Source organism: Rhodococcus tukisamuensis NBRC 100609 (assembly GCF_001894985.1).
GTDB classification, from domain to species: Bacteria; Actinomycetota; Actinomycetes; order Mycobacteriales; family Mycobacteriaceae; genus Rhodococcus_G; species Rhodococcus_G tukisamuensis.
In genome coordinates, this window is the sequence record NZ_BCXG01000001.1 from 356,551 (window position 1) to 372,592 (window position 16,042).

A 16,042-nucleotide genomic window follows, 5' to 3' on the forward strand; every position below is an offset into this window, starting at 1 on the left:
GGGCCGTGACGATGCGGCTCACCGAACCGATCACCCTGGCCGGGCGTACCGCACCGGCCAGGGTGATCTTCGGTCCGCACGAGACGAATCTCGGTGTCGGCCGGTCCCTTTCCTCCGCGCACGTCGCGTACTACGGCAGACGCGCCCGGGGCGGGGCAGGCGTCGTGGTCACCGAGGTGGCGTCCGTGCACGCCGGCGACTGGCCGTACGAGCGGGCCCCGTTGGCCGCCGACTGCGGACCGGGCTGGCGGGCCGTCGCGGACGCCTGCCGCCCGCACGGGACCCTCGTGCTCGCCGGTCTCGGCCACACCGGGGGGCAGGGCTCGAGTGCCTACTCGCAGTCGGTGTTGTGGGGTCCCTCGCCCGTCGCCGACGTGGTCACCCGCGAGCTCCCGGCCCAGTTGGAACAGGCCGAGATCGACTCGGTGGTCGCGGGATTCGCCGCCGCCGCCCGCACCGCCCGCGCCGCGGGGGTGGACGGCGTCGAGATCGACGCGGGCCCGCGGGCGCTGCTGCGCCAGTTCCACTCCGGCCTGACCAACACCCGGGCCGACGAGTACGGCACGGACCGACTGCGGCTCACCCGGGAGGTGCTCGCCGCGGTCCGCGCCGAACTCGGCCCGGACCGCGTCCTCTCGCTGCGGCTGAGCTGCGACGAGTCGGCGCCGTGGGCCGGCGTCACCCCCGAGATCGCGGCGGGACAGGCTCGGGCCCTTGCGGATTCGCTCGACCTGCTGGTGGTGGTGCGGGGCGGCCCGATGTCCGTGCCGGACTACCGTCCGGACGCCCACACGGCCCCGATGTTCAACGTGAAACTCTGCGAGCAGATCCGGTCGGCGGTCGGCGGCGCCGTCCCGATCGTCCTGCAGGGCAGCGTCGTCGACGCCGAACAGGCCGGGCAGGCGCTCGTCGCCGGGGTCGCGGACGCGGTGGAGATGACCCGCGCGCAGATCGCCGACCCGGACCTGGTGGCGACCGTCCGTGCGGGGGAGCGGCCGCGACCCTGCGTGCTCTGCAACCAGGCCTGTCTGGTCCTGGACCCGATGAACCCGCTGGTGGGTTGCATCGGCAACCCCGAGGCCGGTCAGGAGGGCGTCGAAGTCGCTGCGCCGCAAGCGGACCCCGCACCGGTGCTGGTGGTCGGCGGCGGTCCGGCGGGCCTGGAGGCGGCCCGGGTCCTGGCCGGACGCGGCCATCGCGTGCGACTGGTCGAGCGGTCCGAGCGACCGGGCGGCATGGTGTCCACGGTCGCGGTCGGCGTCGGCCGCGAACGGCTCGCCGAGCTCACCGACTGGCTCGCCGCGCGGTGCCGACAGCTCGGTGTCCGGTTCGAGACCGGCCGGGCGGCGTCGGCGGCGGACCTGGACGCGGCCGCCCGTGCGGGCGAGCGGGTGGTGCTCGCTACCGGCAGCACCACCCGGCCCTGGGACGGCGACCGTGAGGACGGCGCGGTGATCGTCCCCGCCGCGGCGGTGCTCGGCGGGTGCGGGTTGCCCGACGGGCCGGTGCTGGTGTTCGACCCGGTCGGCGGGCCGGTCGCGGTTGCGGTCGCGGAATGGCTTGCCGCGCAGGGTCGCAGCGTCGCGCTGCTGACCCGCGACCCGGTGGTCGGCACCCAGCTGGGCCGCACGGGCGACCTCGCGCCGGCCAACGTCCGGCTGCAGCGCGCCGGGGTGGCCCGGCACCTGTACTCGCGGATCTGCGCGGTCGGCGCGGCGGCCGTGGTGATCGAGGACGTGCACACCGGGGTCCGGCGGTCGGTGCCGGCGGTGGCCGTCGTCGACTGCTCGCCCGGCCTGCCCGACGACGCGCTGCACCGCCCCGGCGTCACGTTGTCGGCCGGGGACGCCGTCGCGCCGCGCACCGTCGCCGAGGCCGTGCGCGAGGGCCGTGCCGCCGCCGTCGGGATCGGTGCCCGATGACCGGGACGGGGCGGGCCGGCGACTGTCCGAGACTGCTCAGCCCGCTGTCGCTGGGGCCGGTGACCCTGCGCAACCGGGTGGTGTTCGCCGCGCACCTGACCAACAGTGCGGTCGACGGGCTGCCCACCGCCCAGCACGCCGCCTATTACGCGGCCCGGGCCCGCGGCGGCGCCGGCCTGGTCGTCACCGAGGAGCACTGCGTGCACCCGACCGACCGGCCGTACGAGAAGCTGATCGCCGGGTACCGACCGGAGGTCGTCGACGGGTACCGGCGGATCACCGACGCCGTCCACGCGCACGGCACGGTGATCCTCGCGCAGCTCAACCACAACGGGGGCCAGGGCACCGGGATGTACACCCGGCTGCCGGTGTGGGCGCCGAGCCCGATCCCGGACCCGCTGTTCCGGGAGGTGCCCAAGGCCGTCGACGAGTCCGAGATCGCGGAACTGGTCGCCGGGTACGCGCTGGTCGCGGCGCACTGCCGCAGCGGCGGCTTCGACGGCGTCGAGATCCAGTGCTCGCAGTCCTCGATCCTGCGGGCGTTCCTCTCGCCCGACGCGAACCGGCGCACCGACCGGTACGGCGGGTCGCTCGCCAACCGGGCAAGGTTCCTGCTCGCCGTGGTGGAGTCGGTGCGCGCCGCGCTCGGCCCGGACCTGGTGCTCGGCGTGCGCCTGACCGGGGAGGAGGGGATCGCCCGGGGCATTCACCTCGACGAGGCGGTGGCGGTCGCCGCGATGGTCGAGGCGACGGGGATGGTCGACTACCTCAACACGTCGATCGGGATGGCCACCGAGAGCCTGCACCTGATCGAGGCGTCGATGGCGGTGCCGCGCGGCTATTCGTTGTTCATCCCCAACGCGATTCGGCGGCGGGTGGCGCTGCCGGTGATCGGCGTCGGCCGCTTCACCGGGCCGGAGCAGGCGGAGCGGGCGCTCGAAGAGGGGCACTGCGACCTCGTCGGGGTGGTCCGCGGACAGATCGCCGACCCGGACTTCGCGGCGAAGGCGACGGGCGGTGCCGCGGCGGAGATCCGGACCTGCCTGTCCTGCAACCAGGAGTGCGTGGGCCGGGTGGGGCTGAACCGGTGGCTGGGGTGTGTCGAGAACCCGCGGGCCGGCAGGGAATCGGTGCCGCTGCCGATGCCGCGGCGACGGGGCCTGCGGGTGTGCGTGGTCGGCGGCGGCCCGGCCGGGCTGCAGGCGGCGGCGACCGCGGCCGAACGCGGCCACCGGGTGACGGTCTTCGAGCGCGGCGCGCTGCTCGGCGGTCAGGTGCGCACCGCCGCGGTGGGGGCGGGGCGGTCGGAACTGTTGGAGATGGTGCGCGGTCTCGCCGCGCAGTGCGCCCGGCACGGTGTGGAGATCCGGACCGGGTGCGAGGCGAGCGCCGAGGTGCTGCGCGAGGAAGGCCCCGACGTGGTGCTGCTGGCCACCGGCGCCCGGCCGCGGCGGCCCGTGTGGGCGGGCGACCTGGCGGCGGTCGTGGACGTGCGCGACGTGCTCGAAGGTCGCGTCGCGCCCGCCGGCCGGGTGCTGCTGATCGACGAACTGGGGTTTCACCAGGGCACCTCGACCGCGGAGCTCCTGGCGCAGCGCGGCTGCGAGGTCACCCTCGCCACCAACGCGATGGTGGTGGGGCAGGACCTGGGCCTGACGCTGGACATGGAGGGCTGGCGCGCACGGGCGCACCGGCTCGGCGTCGACACGCTGACCGACGTGGTCCCGATGGCGGCGACGGCCGAGGGCGGGGGAGTGCGGGTGAGCCTGCTGCACCACCCGACCGGCCGGACCCGCGAGCACGTCGTCGACGCGGTGGTGTGCTCGGTGCACCAGGAGCCGGTGGATGAGCTGTGGAAGACGTTGTCCGGCAGTGACTTCGAGGTGCACCGGATCGGCGACGCGCTGGCGCCGCGGCGGGCGAATGCCGCGGTGGTCGAGGGCCATCGGGTCGCCGTCGCCCTGTAGTCCCGCCGGTGGTCGTGGGGACCCGCCACTCACTCGGGCTTGGCCGAGGCCGTCTGGAGCAGGCCCCAACTGAACCGTGCCTCGCAGGCGGTGCCGTCCGCGACGGTGAACTCGGCGGTGGCGTGGCTCGGCACCGTTCCGCCCGACATCCGGAAGCGGACCGGTCCGCAGGCACGTTCGAGATCGTCGATGGTCACCAGCCACGGTCGCAGGTCCGCCGGTTCGGTGATGGTCGGCGCGACAGAGTCCGCGCCCCGGACGAGGCGTTCGTCGATCACCTCGCCGCCGGGGCCGAAGGTGATCTGGAACTGCAGGCCCGGCCACAGCGGCATGGTCCAGCCCTCCACCGCCAGGTCGCCGCCGAGGGCGGTGGGCCGGGTCCCGGTCACGTCCGGGCGGCCGAGCGCCATCCGGTAGCGGCCGGCGCCATCCGGGAAGTTGCCGCGTAGTCCACGTTGCCACTGTGCGTGCGCGGCGCGGGCGTCGGTACCGCTCTTGCCGAGGTTCTTCAACGCCGACCCGACGAGGGACGGCTGATGGTCGTCCATCCGTCGCAGCAGCATCAACTCGAAGTTGACGACACCGAAACCCGCCAGGGGCATACGTTCCAGAATCATCTGCCCTCCTGTGACATTGGGGAACAACGTAATTGGGTAACACTCTGACGTCGGGGTGCTGCGACGTCGGGGTACAGGGGGGTGAGTCAGATTCCGGTGTCGGCGTCCCCGGGCAGCACCCGCTGCGGCGTCTGCGTGAAGATCCACCCGCCGTCCGAGGCGGGGGTCAGCACCCACACGACGTCGTACCGGTCCTCGGGCCAGGGGTCGGGAACCGGATGATCCGTGCCGCCGAGTGCGTCGACGATGTCGGGGATGTACTCGCGCTGCCAGGAGATCAGGACGGGGCCGCCGGTTCGGGTGACCTCCTCGGCGAGGTCCGTCACGTCGTCACGTCCGAACCGGGTGTCCACGTCGAGGTCGAGTCGCTGTGCCAGCGGCGAGATCGTCTGCAGCGACCGCTTGCTGCCCTTCTTCTTGCTTGGCGTCGAGGCGAACAGTGCGCGCGGCCGCACGAGCGGCGATACGGGCTCACCCGCGCCGGCGGCGAACAGGTCGGCGAGTGCGGCGGCCCGCCGCCACCCGGTCGCGGTGAGGGACTCGTCGCACCGGGTGCCGTCGGCGTCGATGCCGGGCTCGGAACCGGCGTCCTCGTCGGGTCGTTCGGCGTGCCGCACGAGCATGATCGTCGTCGGGACGGTCCGGTCCTTGGCCATGGCGCCATTGTCCACCTGGGGACGGGTTTCCGGCGGTGCCGTCACCGGCCGCAGTAGCGGAATGCTGATTCCGGTTAGGCTGCTACTGTGCGGCATGCGGAATATTGGTTCCGCTTGTCCTCGATGGGAGTCAGGGTTCCGATGCGCAAGGCGACCTCCGGACGGCGTGCGGGCACGCCGTACCAGGCGACCTATCTGGTCCTCGCCGTGGCGCTCACGGCCTACTCGCTGTTGCAGTCCCTGGTCGCGCCGGTGCTGCCGATGCTGCAGGCAAGCCTGCACACCGACCAGAACACGGTGACCTGGATGCTGACCGCGTACCTGCTGTCCGCGGCGGTGGCCACCCCGATTCTCGGCCGGGTCGGCGACATGGTGGGGAAGAAGAAGGTACTCGCGGCGGTACTGCTCGTCGCGTGCCTCGGCTCCATCGTCGGTGCGCTGGCGCACTCGATTGGGGTGATGCTCGTGGCCCGGGCGGTCCAGGGCGTTGCCGGCGGCGTCATCCCGCTCGCGTTCGGCATCGTCCGTGACGAGTTCCCGCGGGAGAAGGTCGCCGGCGCCGTGGGAGTGGTCTCGGCACTGATCGGCGTCGGCGGCGGGCTCGGCCTGGTCCTGGGCGGCCCGATCGTCGACGCACTCGGGCTCAGCTGGCTGTTCTGGATCCCCGCGATCGCGATGGGAGTGGCTGCGGTCGGCACCGTGTTCGTGGTGCCCGAGTCGCCGGTTCGGACGCCGGGCCGGGTCAGCTGGCTCGCGGCCGTGCTGCTCTCCGGGTGGCTCGTCGCACTGCTCGTCGCGGTGAGCGAGGGGCCCCGGTGGGGATGGACGTCCGGCGCGGTCCTCGGTCTGCTCGCGTTGGCGGTCGTACTCGCCGCCGCCTGGGCAATGGTGGAACGGCGGGACACCAGCCCGCTGATCGACATGGAGATGATGCGCATTCCGGCGGTGTGGACGACAAATCTCGCCGGGCTGCTCATCGGTGTCGGGATGTACTCGGTCTTCGCCTTCGTGCCCGCATTCCTGCAGACCGACCCGAGTGCCGGCTACGGCTTCGGCTCCAGCATCGTCGAGTCGGGGCTGATCGTGCTGCCGCTGTCACTGACCTTCCTGGTGGCAGGCATCTGGTCGGGGCGCCTGTCGCATCGTTTCGGGGCCAAGGCCGTGTTGGTCACGGGCGCGGCCACGGCGGGCGCAGCGTTCCTGGTCCTGGTGTTCGCACAGTCCACGGTGTGGGGCGTGGTGATCGCGATGGTGTTGATGGGGACGGGATTCGGGCTCGCCTTCTCGTCGATGTCGAACATCATCGTGCAGGCGGTGCCGCCTCGCCAGACCGGTGCGGCCAGCGGCACCAACGCCAACATCCGGACGATAGGTGGCGCCCTCGGGTCTGCGCTGATGGCGAGCGTGGTCACCGGGCACGTCCAGCCGAGCGGTGTCCCCGCCGGATCCGGCTACACGGCCGGCTTCACGGTGATGGCGGTGGCGGTGCTCCTCGGGGCGCTCGCCGCCCTGCTGATACCGCCGCGCCGCGCAGTGGACGAGGTCCTCGGCGGCGCCGCCCCGGTGGCGGTGTCGGCGGCGGCCTGACCGGCCGACCTACCATGGCAACCGAGATGACAACGCACAGCGAATCGGCGCCGGGCGCAGCGGCCGCGGACAGGCCGCTCCGGAAGGACGCCGCGGAGAACCGGACGCGCATCCTCGACGCCGCGGGCCGCGTCTTCGCCAACTGTGGCATCGACGCGGGGGTGGAGGAGGTCGCCCGCGTCGCGGGCGTCGGAGTGGGCACGCTGTACCGGCGGTTCCCCAGCAAGCAGGCCCTGATCGACGAACTCGTCGGGCAGCACCGCCGCGAACTGGTGCAGATCGCCCGGGCGGCGGCCGACAACCCGGACGGGACGGGGCTCGAGGAGTTGGTGCGCGCCACCGGCGAACTACAGGTCGGGCACTCGGGCTGCCTGCCACGGCTGTGGAACCACTCGGACGCGGAGCCGGAGGCCATCGAGGAGTTCCGGACCCACCTCGCCGACCTGCTCGCGCAGGCGCAGCGGTGCGGGCGGATCCGAGAGGATGTCACCCACTCGGACATCACGACGCTGTTCTGGGCGTTGCGGGGCGTCACCGAATCATCGTTTGCCGTCGCGCCGAACGCCTGGCGCCGGCACCTGGAGATCGCGTTCGCCGGGATGCGCCCGGTGGCAGGCGGGGCCTTCAGCGCGCAGTTGCGGGAGCGGCCGCTCACCGTCGCGCAGATGCGGAAGATCAGCAAGTGACCGGGGCGCTCGTGCGGTCGAGTCCGGCGTCGTGCCGCGCCGACCTCCGGAGGCCGGACGAGGATCGGTCATTTGCGACGCGAACGACTGCCGGGTAAAGCTGTCCTCGGCCAGGAGGCCGAGATCCGACGTTCGAGTGTCGGGTCTGTCATGGAACCAGGTGACGTGAGGTCGCCGGACGAAGGATGGAGTTGGTCATGAGTTCTCCCGAGCCGATTGTCGTTGTGGACGGGGCGCGCACCCCGGTCGGTAGCTTCGGCGGTGTGTTCAAGGACGTGCCTGCGCACGAGCTGGGCGCGACCGCGGCGAAGGCCGCACTCGCGCGCGCCGGCGTGGCGCCGGAGGACATCGACGAGGTGGTCATGGGCTGCATCGGGCAGGTCGGGCCCGACGCCTACAACGCCCGACGGGTCGCGCTGGCCGCCGGACTGCCGGTCTCCACCCCGGCCTACACCGTCAACCGGCTGTGCGGTTCGGGCCTGCAGGCCGTGTGGTCCGCGGCGATGCAGATGCGCTGGGGCGGAGTCGATTTCGCGCTCGCCGGCGGCGACGAGAACATGTCGCGGATGCCGTTCTACGACTTCGGCGCCCGTAGCGGCTACAAGCTCGGCGACCGCACGCTGGTCGACGGCACGGTCGGCATGCTCACCGACCCGTTCCACAACGTGCACATGGGCGTGACCGCCGAGAACGTCGCCACCAAGTACGGGGTCAGCCGGATCGAGCAGGACGAGTTCGCCGTCGAGTCGCAGCGGCGCGCCGCCACCGAGGCCGCCAAGGCGGCCTTCGCGGAGGAGATCACCCCGGTCGAGATCGGTGGCCGCAAGCCGGTCACCGTCGACACCGACGAGCACCCCAAGCCGGGCACCACCGTCGAGACCCTCGGCAAGCTGCGTGCGGCGTTCGTGAAGGACGGCACGGTCACCGCAGGCAACGCGTCGGGCATCAACGACGGCGCCGGCGCTCTGGTGCTGGCCACCCAGTCCGCCGCGCAGGAGAAGGGGCTCACCGGCCTGGTCACCATCGAGGCGGTCGCGACCGGTGCGCTGGAGCCGGAGCTGATGGGCTACGCCCCGGTGCTGGCGCTGCGGAACCTGTTCGAGCAGACCGGCACCACCCCGGCCGACATCGGCGTCGTGGAACTGAACGAGGCCTTCGCCTCGCAGGCGATTGCGACCATCCGCGACGCGGGCCTGGACCCGGAGAAGACCAACCCGTACGGCGGCGCGATCGCGCTCGGGCATGCGGTCGGTGCCACCGGCGCAATCCTCAGCCTGCGGGTGGCCAAGGAGATGGTCCGGCGTGATCTCGAGCTGGGCATCGTCACCATGTGCATCGGTGGCGGTCAGGCTCTGGCGGCGCTCTTCCGTCGGATCTAATTGACAGCGAAGCTGTGTTGATTGCGTGAAGAAGTCCACTTCGCCAGGCTTGAGTATCGAACTTTAGTCAAATAGGCTGCCTAAAAGGTTCGTACGAAGGGTTGGCGTAATGGGCGACGGCACGACAGGTCCGGTCCCGGAGAGCACGGGTGCCCACGGCGCGGACATTCCGGTGTCCCCCGAGGTCCTTGCTCTCCGGGACGACATCACGACGTTCTTCCGGAGACTGCGCAAGGAGCGCGCCGACCACAAGCTCACCCCCTCGCAGTTGCAGGCGCTCGCGCACCTCGAACGGGAGGGCCCGATGACGGCCCGGGTGCTGGCCGACTTCGAGCAGGTGACCCCGCAGTCGATCGCCCGCACCCTGGCCCTACTCGAGGACGGCGCGATGGTGACCCGCGGTCCGGATCCCGCGGACGCCCGCGCCAGTCTGGTCTCGCTGACCGAGTCCGGCCGGCGGATGCTCATCGAGGACCGGGAACGCCGCTCGCGTTGGCTCGCGGAGGTGCTCGAGAGCGAATGCACCGCGCACGAACGCGAGCTTCTCTTCTTGGCCGGGCGGATCCTGCGCGACCTCGGCGCATCCGGCCCGGCGCCCGGCGGGCGCGGGTGAGCACGACGACCGCGACCGCCGCCACCGCCGCACCGGCCACGGGGCGGGCGGTGCCGCGGTCCATCTCGTTCGGGCTGGGCTCCGGCGCCATGCTGCAGGGACTCAACTCGTCGATGATCGCGGTGGCCATCGTGGGCATCGCGGCGCACTTCGGGTCCACCTCGGGAATCGCGTGGGTGATCTCGGGCCTCTACATCGCGACCGCGGTGACCTCGCCCGTCGCGGGCACCCTGGCGGCCCGGATCGGCCCGCGGAAGGTCTACCTCGCGGGACTGGTCCTCATCGCGGTGGGGGCCGTGCTCGGGGCGATGGCGCCCACGCTCGGGTGGCTGATCTTCGCGCGGATCCTGCTCGGGATCGGCACTTCCAGCCAGTACCCGGCCGCGATAACGATCGTCCGGATGATCGCCGACCGCCGGGGCGGTCAGACCCGGTCGGCGCTGGCGGTGCTCAACGTCTGCTCGCAGGCGATGGTCGCGTTGGGTCCGACCGTCGGCGGTGTGCTGGTCGGGCTGTTCGGGTGGCAGTCGATCATGTGGGTGAACCTGCCCCTGGTGCTGATGACCGCGGTCTGGGTCCTGTCGGTGGTGCCGAAGGATCCGGTGGGAGCGTCCGGCGCGGGCGCCGGCGGTCTACGGTCCGCGCGGGCACGTCGGGACTTCCTTCGGTCCCTGGATCCGGTCGGCATGCTCGCCTTCCTCGGGGTCATCACCGCCACGATGTTCTTCCTGCTCTCGCTGACCACCGATCCGCTATGGCCGCTGGTGCCGGTGCTCGTCGGGCTGACCGCCGCGTTCGTCCGCTGGGAGCTGCGGGTCCCGGCGCCGTTCATCGACGTCCGCACTGTCGCGCGAAATCGCGCGCTGTGCCTCACCCTCGGCCGGACGCTGCTCACCTACACGGCCTTCTACTGCGTCTTCTTCGGTCTGCCGCAGTGGCTGCAGGGCGCCCGTGGGTTCTCCTCCGGCACCGCCGGTCTGCTGATGTTGCCGATCGCCGGCGTCGGCATCGGCGCGACCATCCTCGCGACGCGACTGTACGGGGCGCGAGGTGCGCGACCCGTTCTGCTCGTCGGCACCCTCGGCCTCACCGTGGGCGGTCTGGCGCTGGTCTTCCTCGGGAGCACCTCGACCCCGGTGGTCGTGCTTGTGCTGGTCGCCTGCGTGCTCGGAATCCCCAACGGGTTCAACAACATGGGCAACCAGAACGTGATCAACGCGGTCACCGGTGTGCGCGAGGTCGGCACCGCGCTCGGGATGTACCGCACGGTCCAGTACATCGGCGCCAACCTGGCCGCCGTGGTGATCGAACTGACCACTCGCGGGGTGGTCGGGGACGAGGGCCTGCACCGCCTCGGGACGGTGATTGCGGTGATCGGCGTGGTGCTGTTGGTGGGTGTGATCGGCTCGCGCACACTGCGTATGCCTGCCCCCGTACTCGACGCCGGCGCGAGGGTGAGGGCCGGGTCGGAGGCGTAGCGGTCGGCCGCCGGGGCTGCGCACTAGCATTCGGGGCATGCCCAACCACCTCGCCGACGCCACCTGGCCGGACGTCGGGGCACGGCGGCCCGCGCTGGCGGTGCCGGTCGGGTCGCTCGAACAGCACGGCCCGCATCTGCCGTTGGACACCGACACCCGGATCGCCACCGCGGTCGCGGCCGCCCTGCCGGGGTTCGCGCTCGCGCCTGCCATCGCCTACGGGGCCAGCGGCGAGCACGAGGGGTTCGCGGGCACGGTCTCGCTCGGCACGTCGGCGCTGCAGGCGACGGTCGTCGAGTACGGCCGTTCGGCGTGTCGCTGGGCACCGCGCGTGTTGCTCGTCAACGGCCACGGCGGCAATGCGCCCGCCCTCGCCGAGGCGGTTGCGTTGCTGCGTTACGAGGGCCGGGACGTGGCCTGGGTGCCCTGTTCGGTGCCCGGCGCGGATGCCCATGCCGGACGCACCGAAACGTCACTGCTGCTGCACCTTTCGCCGGACGTCGTGCGTCCTGACCTGGCCGAACCCGGAGATCGCCGGCCGATCGGGGAGATCCTGCCCGCGCTGCGCGAGGGCGGCGTCGCGGCGGTCAGCCCCAACGGGGTGCTGGGCGACCCGACGGGATCCACGGCGGCCGAAGGGGCACTGGTGTTCGAGCGGATGGCGGCCCGTTGCCTGGCCGCCGTCGACCGCTGGAAACCCGATGCCAACGGGATGTTGCGGTGAGAGCAGATCCGAATACGATCACCTGATGCGTCAAGCCCGGCTACCCGACGGATTCGGGGTGCGGATCGACCCGAGAGTGCGTGCCTTCTCCGGGGGACAGGTCCTCATCGGCGGTACCCCCACTCGCATGCTCAAGCTCGCGCCCACCGCCGCCGCGATGATCGGCGACGGCTACCTCAAGGTGGTGGACTCGCAGTCCGCCGCGGTCGCGCGGCATCTCCTGGACTCCGGGGTGGCCAATCCGCGGCCGATGAGTTCACCGTCGATCCGGGACGTCACCGTGGTCATCCCGCTCCGTAACAATGCGGCGGGCCTGAACCGGTTGCTGCCCGCCCTGCGCGGACTCGAGGTCATCGTCGTCGACGACGGCTCCGACACCCCGGTGACGCCGCCGCCGGTCACCGACGGACGCGGTAGCGTGCGGGTGCTCCGACACGAGACCTCGCAGGGGCCTGCCGCCGCTCGGAATACCGGAATCGACGCCGTGACAACCGAATTCGTGGCGCTTCTGGACTCGGACGTGGTGCCGCGGTCGGGCTGGCTGGACGCGATGCTCGGTCACTTCAGCGACCCTGGGGTGGCAATGGTCGCCCCGCGGATCGTCGCGCTGGTGCCCGAGGGTGGCGTGATCGCCCGCTACGAGCATGCTCGGTCCTCCCTGGACCTGGGCCGCAAGGAGGCCTCGGTGCGGGCCGGCGGCGCGGTGTCCTACGTGCCCAGCGCCGCGATGGTGGTGCGGCGCTGCGCCCTCGACGACTGCGGCGGGTTCGACACCTCCATGCACGTCGGCGAGGACGTCGACCTGTGCTGGCGCCTGCACGACGCGGGCTGGCGCCTACGCTACGAGCCGATCGCCCGGGTCGCGCACGACCACCGGGTCTCGTTCCGGAACTGGTTCGGCCGCAAGGTGTTCTACGGAACCAGCGCGGCGCCGCTGGCCTCCCGGCACGCCGGGCTGGTGCCGCCGGTCGCGATGTCCTGGTGGACGCTGGCGTCCTGGGTCCTGCTGGCAACGGGCACCCGGATGGGCGTGGTCGGTGCCCTGGTCACCCAGACGGTGACGGTGGTCCGGCTGCGCCGCACCTTCCGCGAACTGGACAAGCCGACCCGGATTGCCCTGGTGCTGGCGGCGCAGGGGCTGGCCGGCGGGGCCTGGCAGTTGGCCTCGGCGATGTGCCGGCACTACTGGCCGGTGACGGTGTTCGCGGCCGTGGTGTCCCCGCGGGTGCGGCGCGCGGTGCTGGCGGTCGCGATCGCCGAGGGCGCGGCCGACTGGTGGACGCATCGAGAGCCGGGCGGGCTGGGCCCGGTCCGGCACGTGCTGTTCAAGCGGCTCGACGACATCGCCTACGGCACCGGGCTCTGGCGCGGTGCGGTGAGCGACCGCAGCCTCGCCGCGCTGACGCCCCGACTGAAGGGCTGACCCGCGTGCCGGCCCCGGCGCCGGTGGCCGACGTGATCGTCGTCGGCGGTGGGTCCGCAGGGTGCGTGGTCGCGGCCAGGCTCAGCGAGAACCCGGACCGCACAGTCGTTCTGGTGGAAGCCGGCCCACCCGCCCCGGCCCCGGGCCCGGTCGGGACGCTGCCGGTCGGCCCCGCGAGCGAACTCACCTGGACCTACCCCGCCGAGCTCGAGCCGGGGATCCCGACGACCCTCGCGCGTGGGCGGGTGCTCGGCGGGTCCGGCGCGGTCAACGGCGGGTATTTCGTGCGAGGCACGGCCGCCGACTTTTCGCGCTGGCCGGCCGGCTGGTCGTACCAGGCGGTGCTGCCGTACTTCCGGCGGCTCGAGACCGACCCGGTGGGCGAGCGGCGCTGGCACGGCGATGACGGCCCGATGCCGGTCACCCGCACACCCGCCGAGGACCTGCACCCGGTCAGTCGCGCGTTCGTCGCGGCGTGCGCCTCGGCCGGGTTCGGGTACCGGGCGGACCTCAACGAGCCCGACGCCGTCGGGGTGGGGCCGGTGCCGCGCAATGCCGCGTCGGGACTGCGGGTCAGCACCGCCGAGGCCTACCTCGGCGCCGGCCCGGCCCGGCCCAACCTGCGGGTGCACACCGGAACCACCGCGCGCAGGTTGCTGTTCGCCGGCCCCCGGGTGGTGGGGGTGGAGGTGGAAGAGCAGGGACGGCGGCGGGCGCTGCACGCGGACCGGGTGGTGGTGTGTTGCGGCGCGGTCGCCACCCCGCACCTGCTGATGCATTCGGGTATCGGTCCGGCGCAAGAGCTTTCGGCGCTCGGCCTCGACGTACTGGTGGACAGTCGGGGAGTCGGCAGGGGATTCACCGACCATCCGGAGGTCACGCTCGGCTACCGCCGGCGCCCGCTGCCGCATCGGAGCACCACGCCGCTGCTGGAGACGGTGCTCGAGGCGGACCTCGACACCGGGCCGGTGGAGTTGCGGCCGTACACCGCCACCTTCGGTGAGGCGATCCCCGGTGTGGTGGATCCGCTCGGCCGGCTCGGGGTGGCGTTGATGCGCCCGGACAGCCGCGGCGAGGTGGTCCTGCGCTCCGCCGACCCGGCCGCCGCGCCGCTGGTCCGGTACCGGTACCTGCGGACGGCCGCGGACCGCGCGGGGATGCGCGCCGGGCTCGACCTCGCCGAGCGCCTGCTGCGCTCGGATGCGTTCGACGGGTTGCTCGAGCCACCGGAATCCGGCGCGGCGGCCGCGGCCATGCGCGCCGGCGTCGGTACCTCGATGCACCTGTCGGGCAGTTGCCGGATGGGCAGCGGGGCGCACCCCGGTGACGTGGTCGACGAGCGCTGCCGGGTGCTGGGGGTACAGGGGCTCTGGCTGGCAGACACCTCGGTGATGCCGGAGCTCACCTCCCGTGGGCCGCATGCGACGGCCGTGATGATCGCGGAGCGGGTGGCCGGGTTTCTCGAGATGTGACCAGTCTGGACGCTTGACCAGCTGTTCCTCCGCCGGCCGACGTGTGATTGGCATTACAGTGGACTCTGACGTCATGGAGGAGACCGAGTGACCAGACAGCCGCACGGCAACCCCTGGGTGGCCGTTCGACCGGGTGATGATGTCGCGCAGTTGGCCCGCACGAACTCGACCGCGCACAGCTCGTTCGTGGACGGGGCGTTCGCGGACGGGGCCTTCGTGGACGGGACGGAGCGCGGCGGCGACCCGGATCGCCCCGCTGTGCGCTCGGTGGTGCTCGACTCCTGGCTGCGTAGCCGGAGCAAGGGCGTCGACCCGGACGGCCGCGAGGCCGTCGTCGACCTCGGCGCCGACGAACTCGAGCGGTACCGGTCCGCGCATCCGATGGCGTTGATCCGGCCGGTGGTGCGCAAGCTGCTGGTCGAGGACACGGCGGACACCGGCCTGCTGGTCGCGATCAGCGACGCCCGCGGCCGGCTGCTGTGGGTGGAGGGCGACTCCGCGGCGAAGGACCGTGCCCTGGCGATGAACTTCGCGGAGGGCGCGGACTGGAGCGAGGAGCGGGTCGGGACCAACGCGCCCGGCACCGCCATCGCGCTCGACCACTCCGTGCAGATCTTCGGGGCCGAGCACTTCAGCCGCACCGTGCACGACTGGAGTTGTTCGGCGGCCCCGGTGCACGACCCGATGACCGGGCAGATCATCGGCGCGATCGACATCACCGGCGGCCCCCGGGTCGCGGTGCCGGAGGTGCTGGCCCTGGTCCGCGCCACGGTGGCCGCGGCGGAGTCCGAGTTGCGACTGCACCTGCTGAACTCACCCCGACTGCTCGGCGCGGGACCCCCGCGCCTGCAGGTCCTCGGGTCGCAGCGGCCCACACTCGTCCGCGACGGCGACCGGGTGACCCTCTCGCGGCGGCACGCCGAGATCCTGCTGCTGCTCGCCGACCGGCCGGAGGGCCTGAGCACCGACCAGCTGGCGATGCTGCTCGACGAGTCGGACCTGGACTCGGTGACCGTGCGGGCCGAGATGTCCCGGCTGCGCAAGGTGTTCGGCGCGCAGGGCCTCGGGTCGAGGCCGTACCGACTGCTCACCGACCTGGTCTCGGACGTCGGGGAGGTGCGGCGCGCGCTCGGCCGGGGCGACGCGGCGGCGGCCCTGGCCGCCTACCGCGGGCCGGTGCTGCCGGGTTCGGTCGCGCCCGGCGTCGAGGACATCCGTGAGCAGCTGCGCAGCGGAATGCAGGCGGCCCTGCTGCGCGGTGGGGACGCCGCGCTGCTGGCCCGCTGGACGTCGACCCCCGAGGGCCGCGAGGACACCGCCTCCTGGACCGCCTACCTGTCCTCGATTGCGCCGGACTCGCCGATGTATGCGCAGGTCAGGGCGCGGGTCGAGATGCTCGACCGCAAGCTCGGCGGATGACTTCGCCGAACGCAACGTAGTTGCAACCATCCGACTCGTAGTGTTCTGGATCACAGCCCCCTGTTCTGGTCAAAACCCCAGGGGCCGTGGTCCGACGCA

At 72.5% G+C, this 16,042-nt stretch carries 13 protein-coding genes; 11 read left to right on the plus strand and 2 right to left on the minus strand.

Annotation, left to right across the window (positions count from 1 at the left end; translation table 11 throughout):
* Positions 1-11 precede the first annotated feature (11 nt).
* Together RT2_RS01680 and RT2_RS01685 are read left to right on the plus strand one after the other, a co-directional pair.
* Entirely contained in the window at positions 12-1,922 is a 1,911-nt protein-coding gene (locus RT2_RS01680; protein WP_072842847.1) for a mycofactocin system FadH/OYE family oxidoreductase 1, read from the plus strand.
* Positions 1,919-3,889 (plus strand): mycofactocin system FadH/OYE family oxidoreductase 2, encoded by a 1,971-nt coding sequence (locus RT2_RS01685; protein ID WP_072842756.1) that lies wholly within the window; start codon positions 1,919-1,921, stop codon positions 3,887-3,889. The genes RT2_RS01680 and RT2_RS01685 overlap by 4 nt, the downstream gene beginning before the upstream one ends.
* A 29-nt stretch (positions 3,890-3,918) precedes the next feature.
* On the opposite strand, the gene RT2_RS01690 is transcribed toward RT2_RS01685, so the two are convergent.
* Both RT2_RS01690 and RT2_RS01695 read right to left on the minus strand, forming a co-directional pair.
* Positions 3,919-4,506, minus strand: a complete 588-nt coding sequence (locus RT2_RS01690; RefSeq protein ID WP_072842757.1) for a hypothetical protein — start codon at positions 4,504-4,506, stop codon at positions 3,919-3,921.
* 86 nt (positions 4,507-4,592) lie between these two features.
* The gene (locus tag RT2_RS01695; protein ID WP_072842758.1) at positions 4,593-5,162 is read right to left on the minus strand and encodes a hypothetical protein; all 570 of its coding nucleotides are present in this window, start codon (positions 5,160-5,162) and stop codon (positions 4,593-4,595) included.
* Positions 5,163-5,303: 141 nt separating this feature from the next.
* Between RT2_RS01695 and RT2_RS01700 the strand changes: the two genes are divergently transcribed.
* The 9 genes from RT2_RS01700 (at position 5,304) to RT2_RS01740 (ending at position 15,943) form a co-directional block, all read left to right on the plus strand.
* On the plus strand, positions 5,304-6,749 hold the full coding sequence (locus RT2_RS01700; protein ID WP_072842759.1) for an MFS transporter: 1,446 nt from the start codon (positions 5,304-5,306) through the stop codon (positions 6,747-6,749).
* A 26-nt stretch (positions 6,750-6,775) separates the two neighbouring features.
* The gene (locus RT2_RS01705) at positions 6,776-7,435 is read left to right on the plus strand and encodes a TetR/AcrR family transcriptional regulator (protein ID WP_169888110.1); all 660 of its coding nucleotides are present in this window, start codon (positions 6,776-6,778) and stop codon (positions 7,433-7,435) included.
* Positions 7,436-7,632: 197 nt separating this feature from the next.
* Complete coding sequence (locus tag RT2_RS01710; RefSeq protein WP_072842848.1) at positions 7,633-8,814, plus strand: thiolase family protein; 1,182 nt, start codon at positions 7,633-7,635, stop codon at positions 8,812-8,814.
* Between the two features lie 172 nt (positions 8,815-8,986).
* Positions 8,987-9,427, plus strand: a complete 441-nt coding sequence (locus RT2_RS01715; protein WP_072842849.1) for a MarR family winged helix-turn-helix transcriptional regulator — start codon at positions 8,987-8,989, stop codon at positions 9,425-9,427.
* A complete protein-coding gene (locus RT2_RS01720; protein ID WP_072842761.1) occupies positions 9,424-10,905 on the plus strand; it encodes an MFS transporter in 1,482 nt (493 codons plus the stop codon). The genes RT2_RS01715 and RT2_RS01720 overlap by 4 nt, the downstream gene beginning before the upstream one ends.
* Positions 10,906-10,942: 37 nt before the next feature.
* Positions 10,943-11,629 (plus strand): mycofactocin biosynthesis peptidyl-dipeptidase MftE, encoded by a 687-nt coding sequence (mftE, locus tag RT2_RS01725; protein WP_072842762.1) that lies wholly within the window; start codon positions 10,943-10,945, stop codon positions 11,627-11,629.
* Positions 11,630-11,654: 25 nt separating this feature from the next.
* Entirely contained in the window at positions 11,655-13,052 is a 1,398-nt protein-coding gene (gene mftF / locus RT2_RS01730) for a mycofactocin biosynthesis glycosyltransferase MftF (protein WP_072842763.1), read from the plus strand.
* Between the two features lie 5 nt (positions 13,053-13,057).
* On the plus strand, positions 13,058-14,524 hold the full coding sequence (mftG, locus tag RT2_RS01735; RefSeq protein ID WP_174556647.1) for a mycofactocin dehydrogenase MftG: 1,467 nt from the start codon (positions 13,058-13,060) through the stop codon (positions 14,522-14,524).
* Between the two features lie 87 nt (positions 14,525-14,611).
* A complete protein-coding gene (locus RT2_RS01740) occupies positions 14,612-15,943 on the plus strand; it encodes a sigma-54-dependent transcriptional regulator family protein (RefSeq protein WP_072842764.1) in 1,332 nt (443 codons plus the stop codon).
* Positions 15,944-16,042 lie beyond the last annotated feature (99 nt).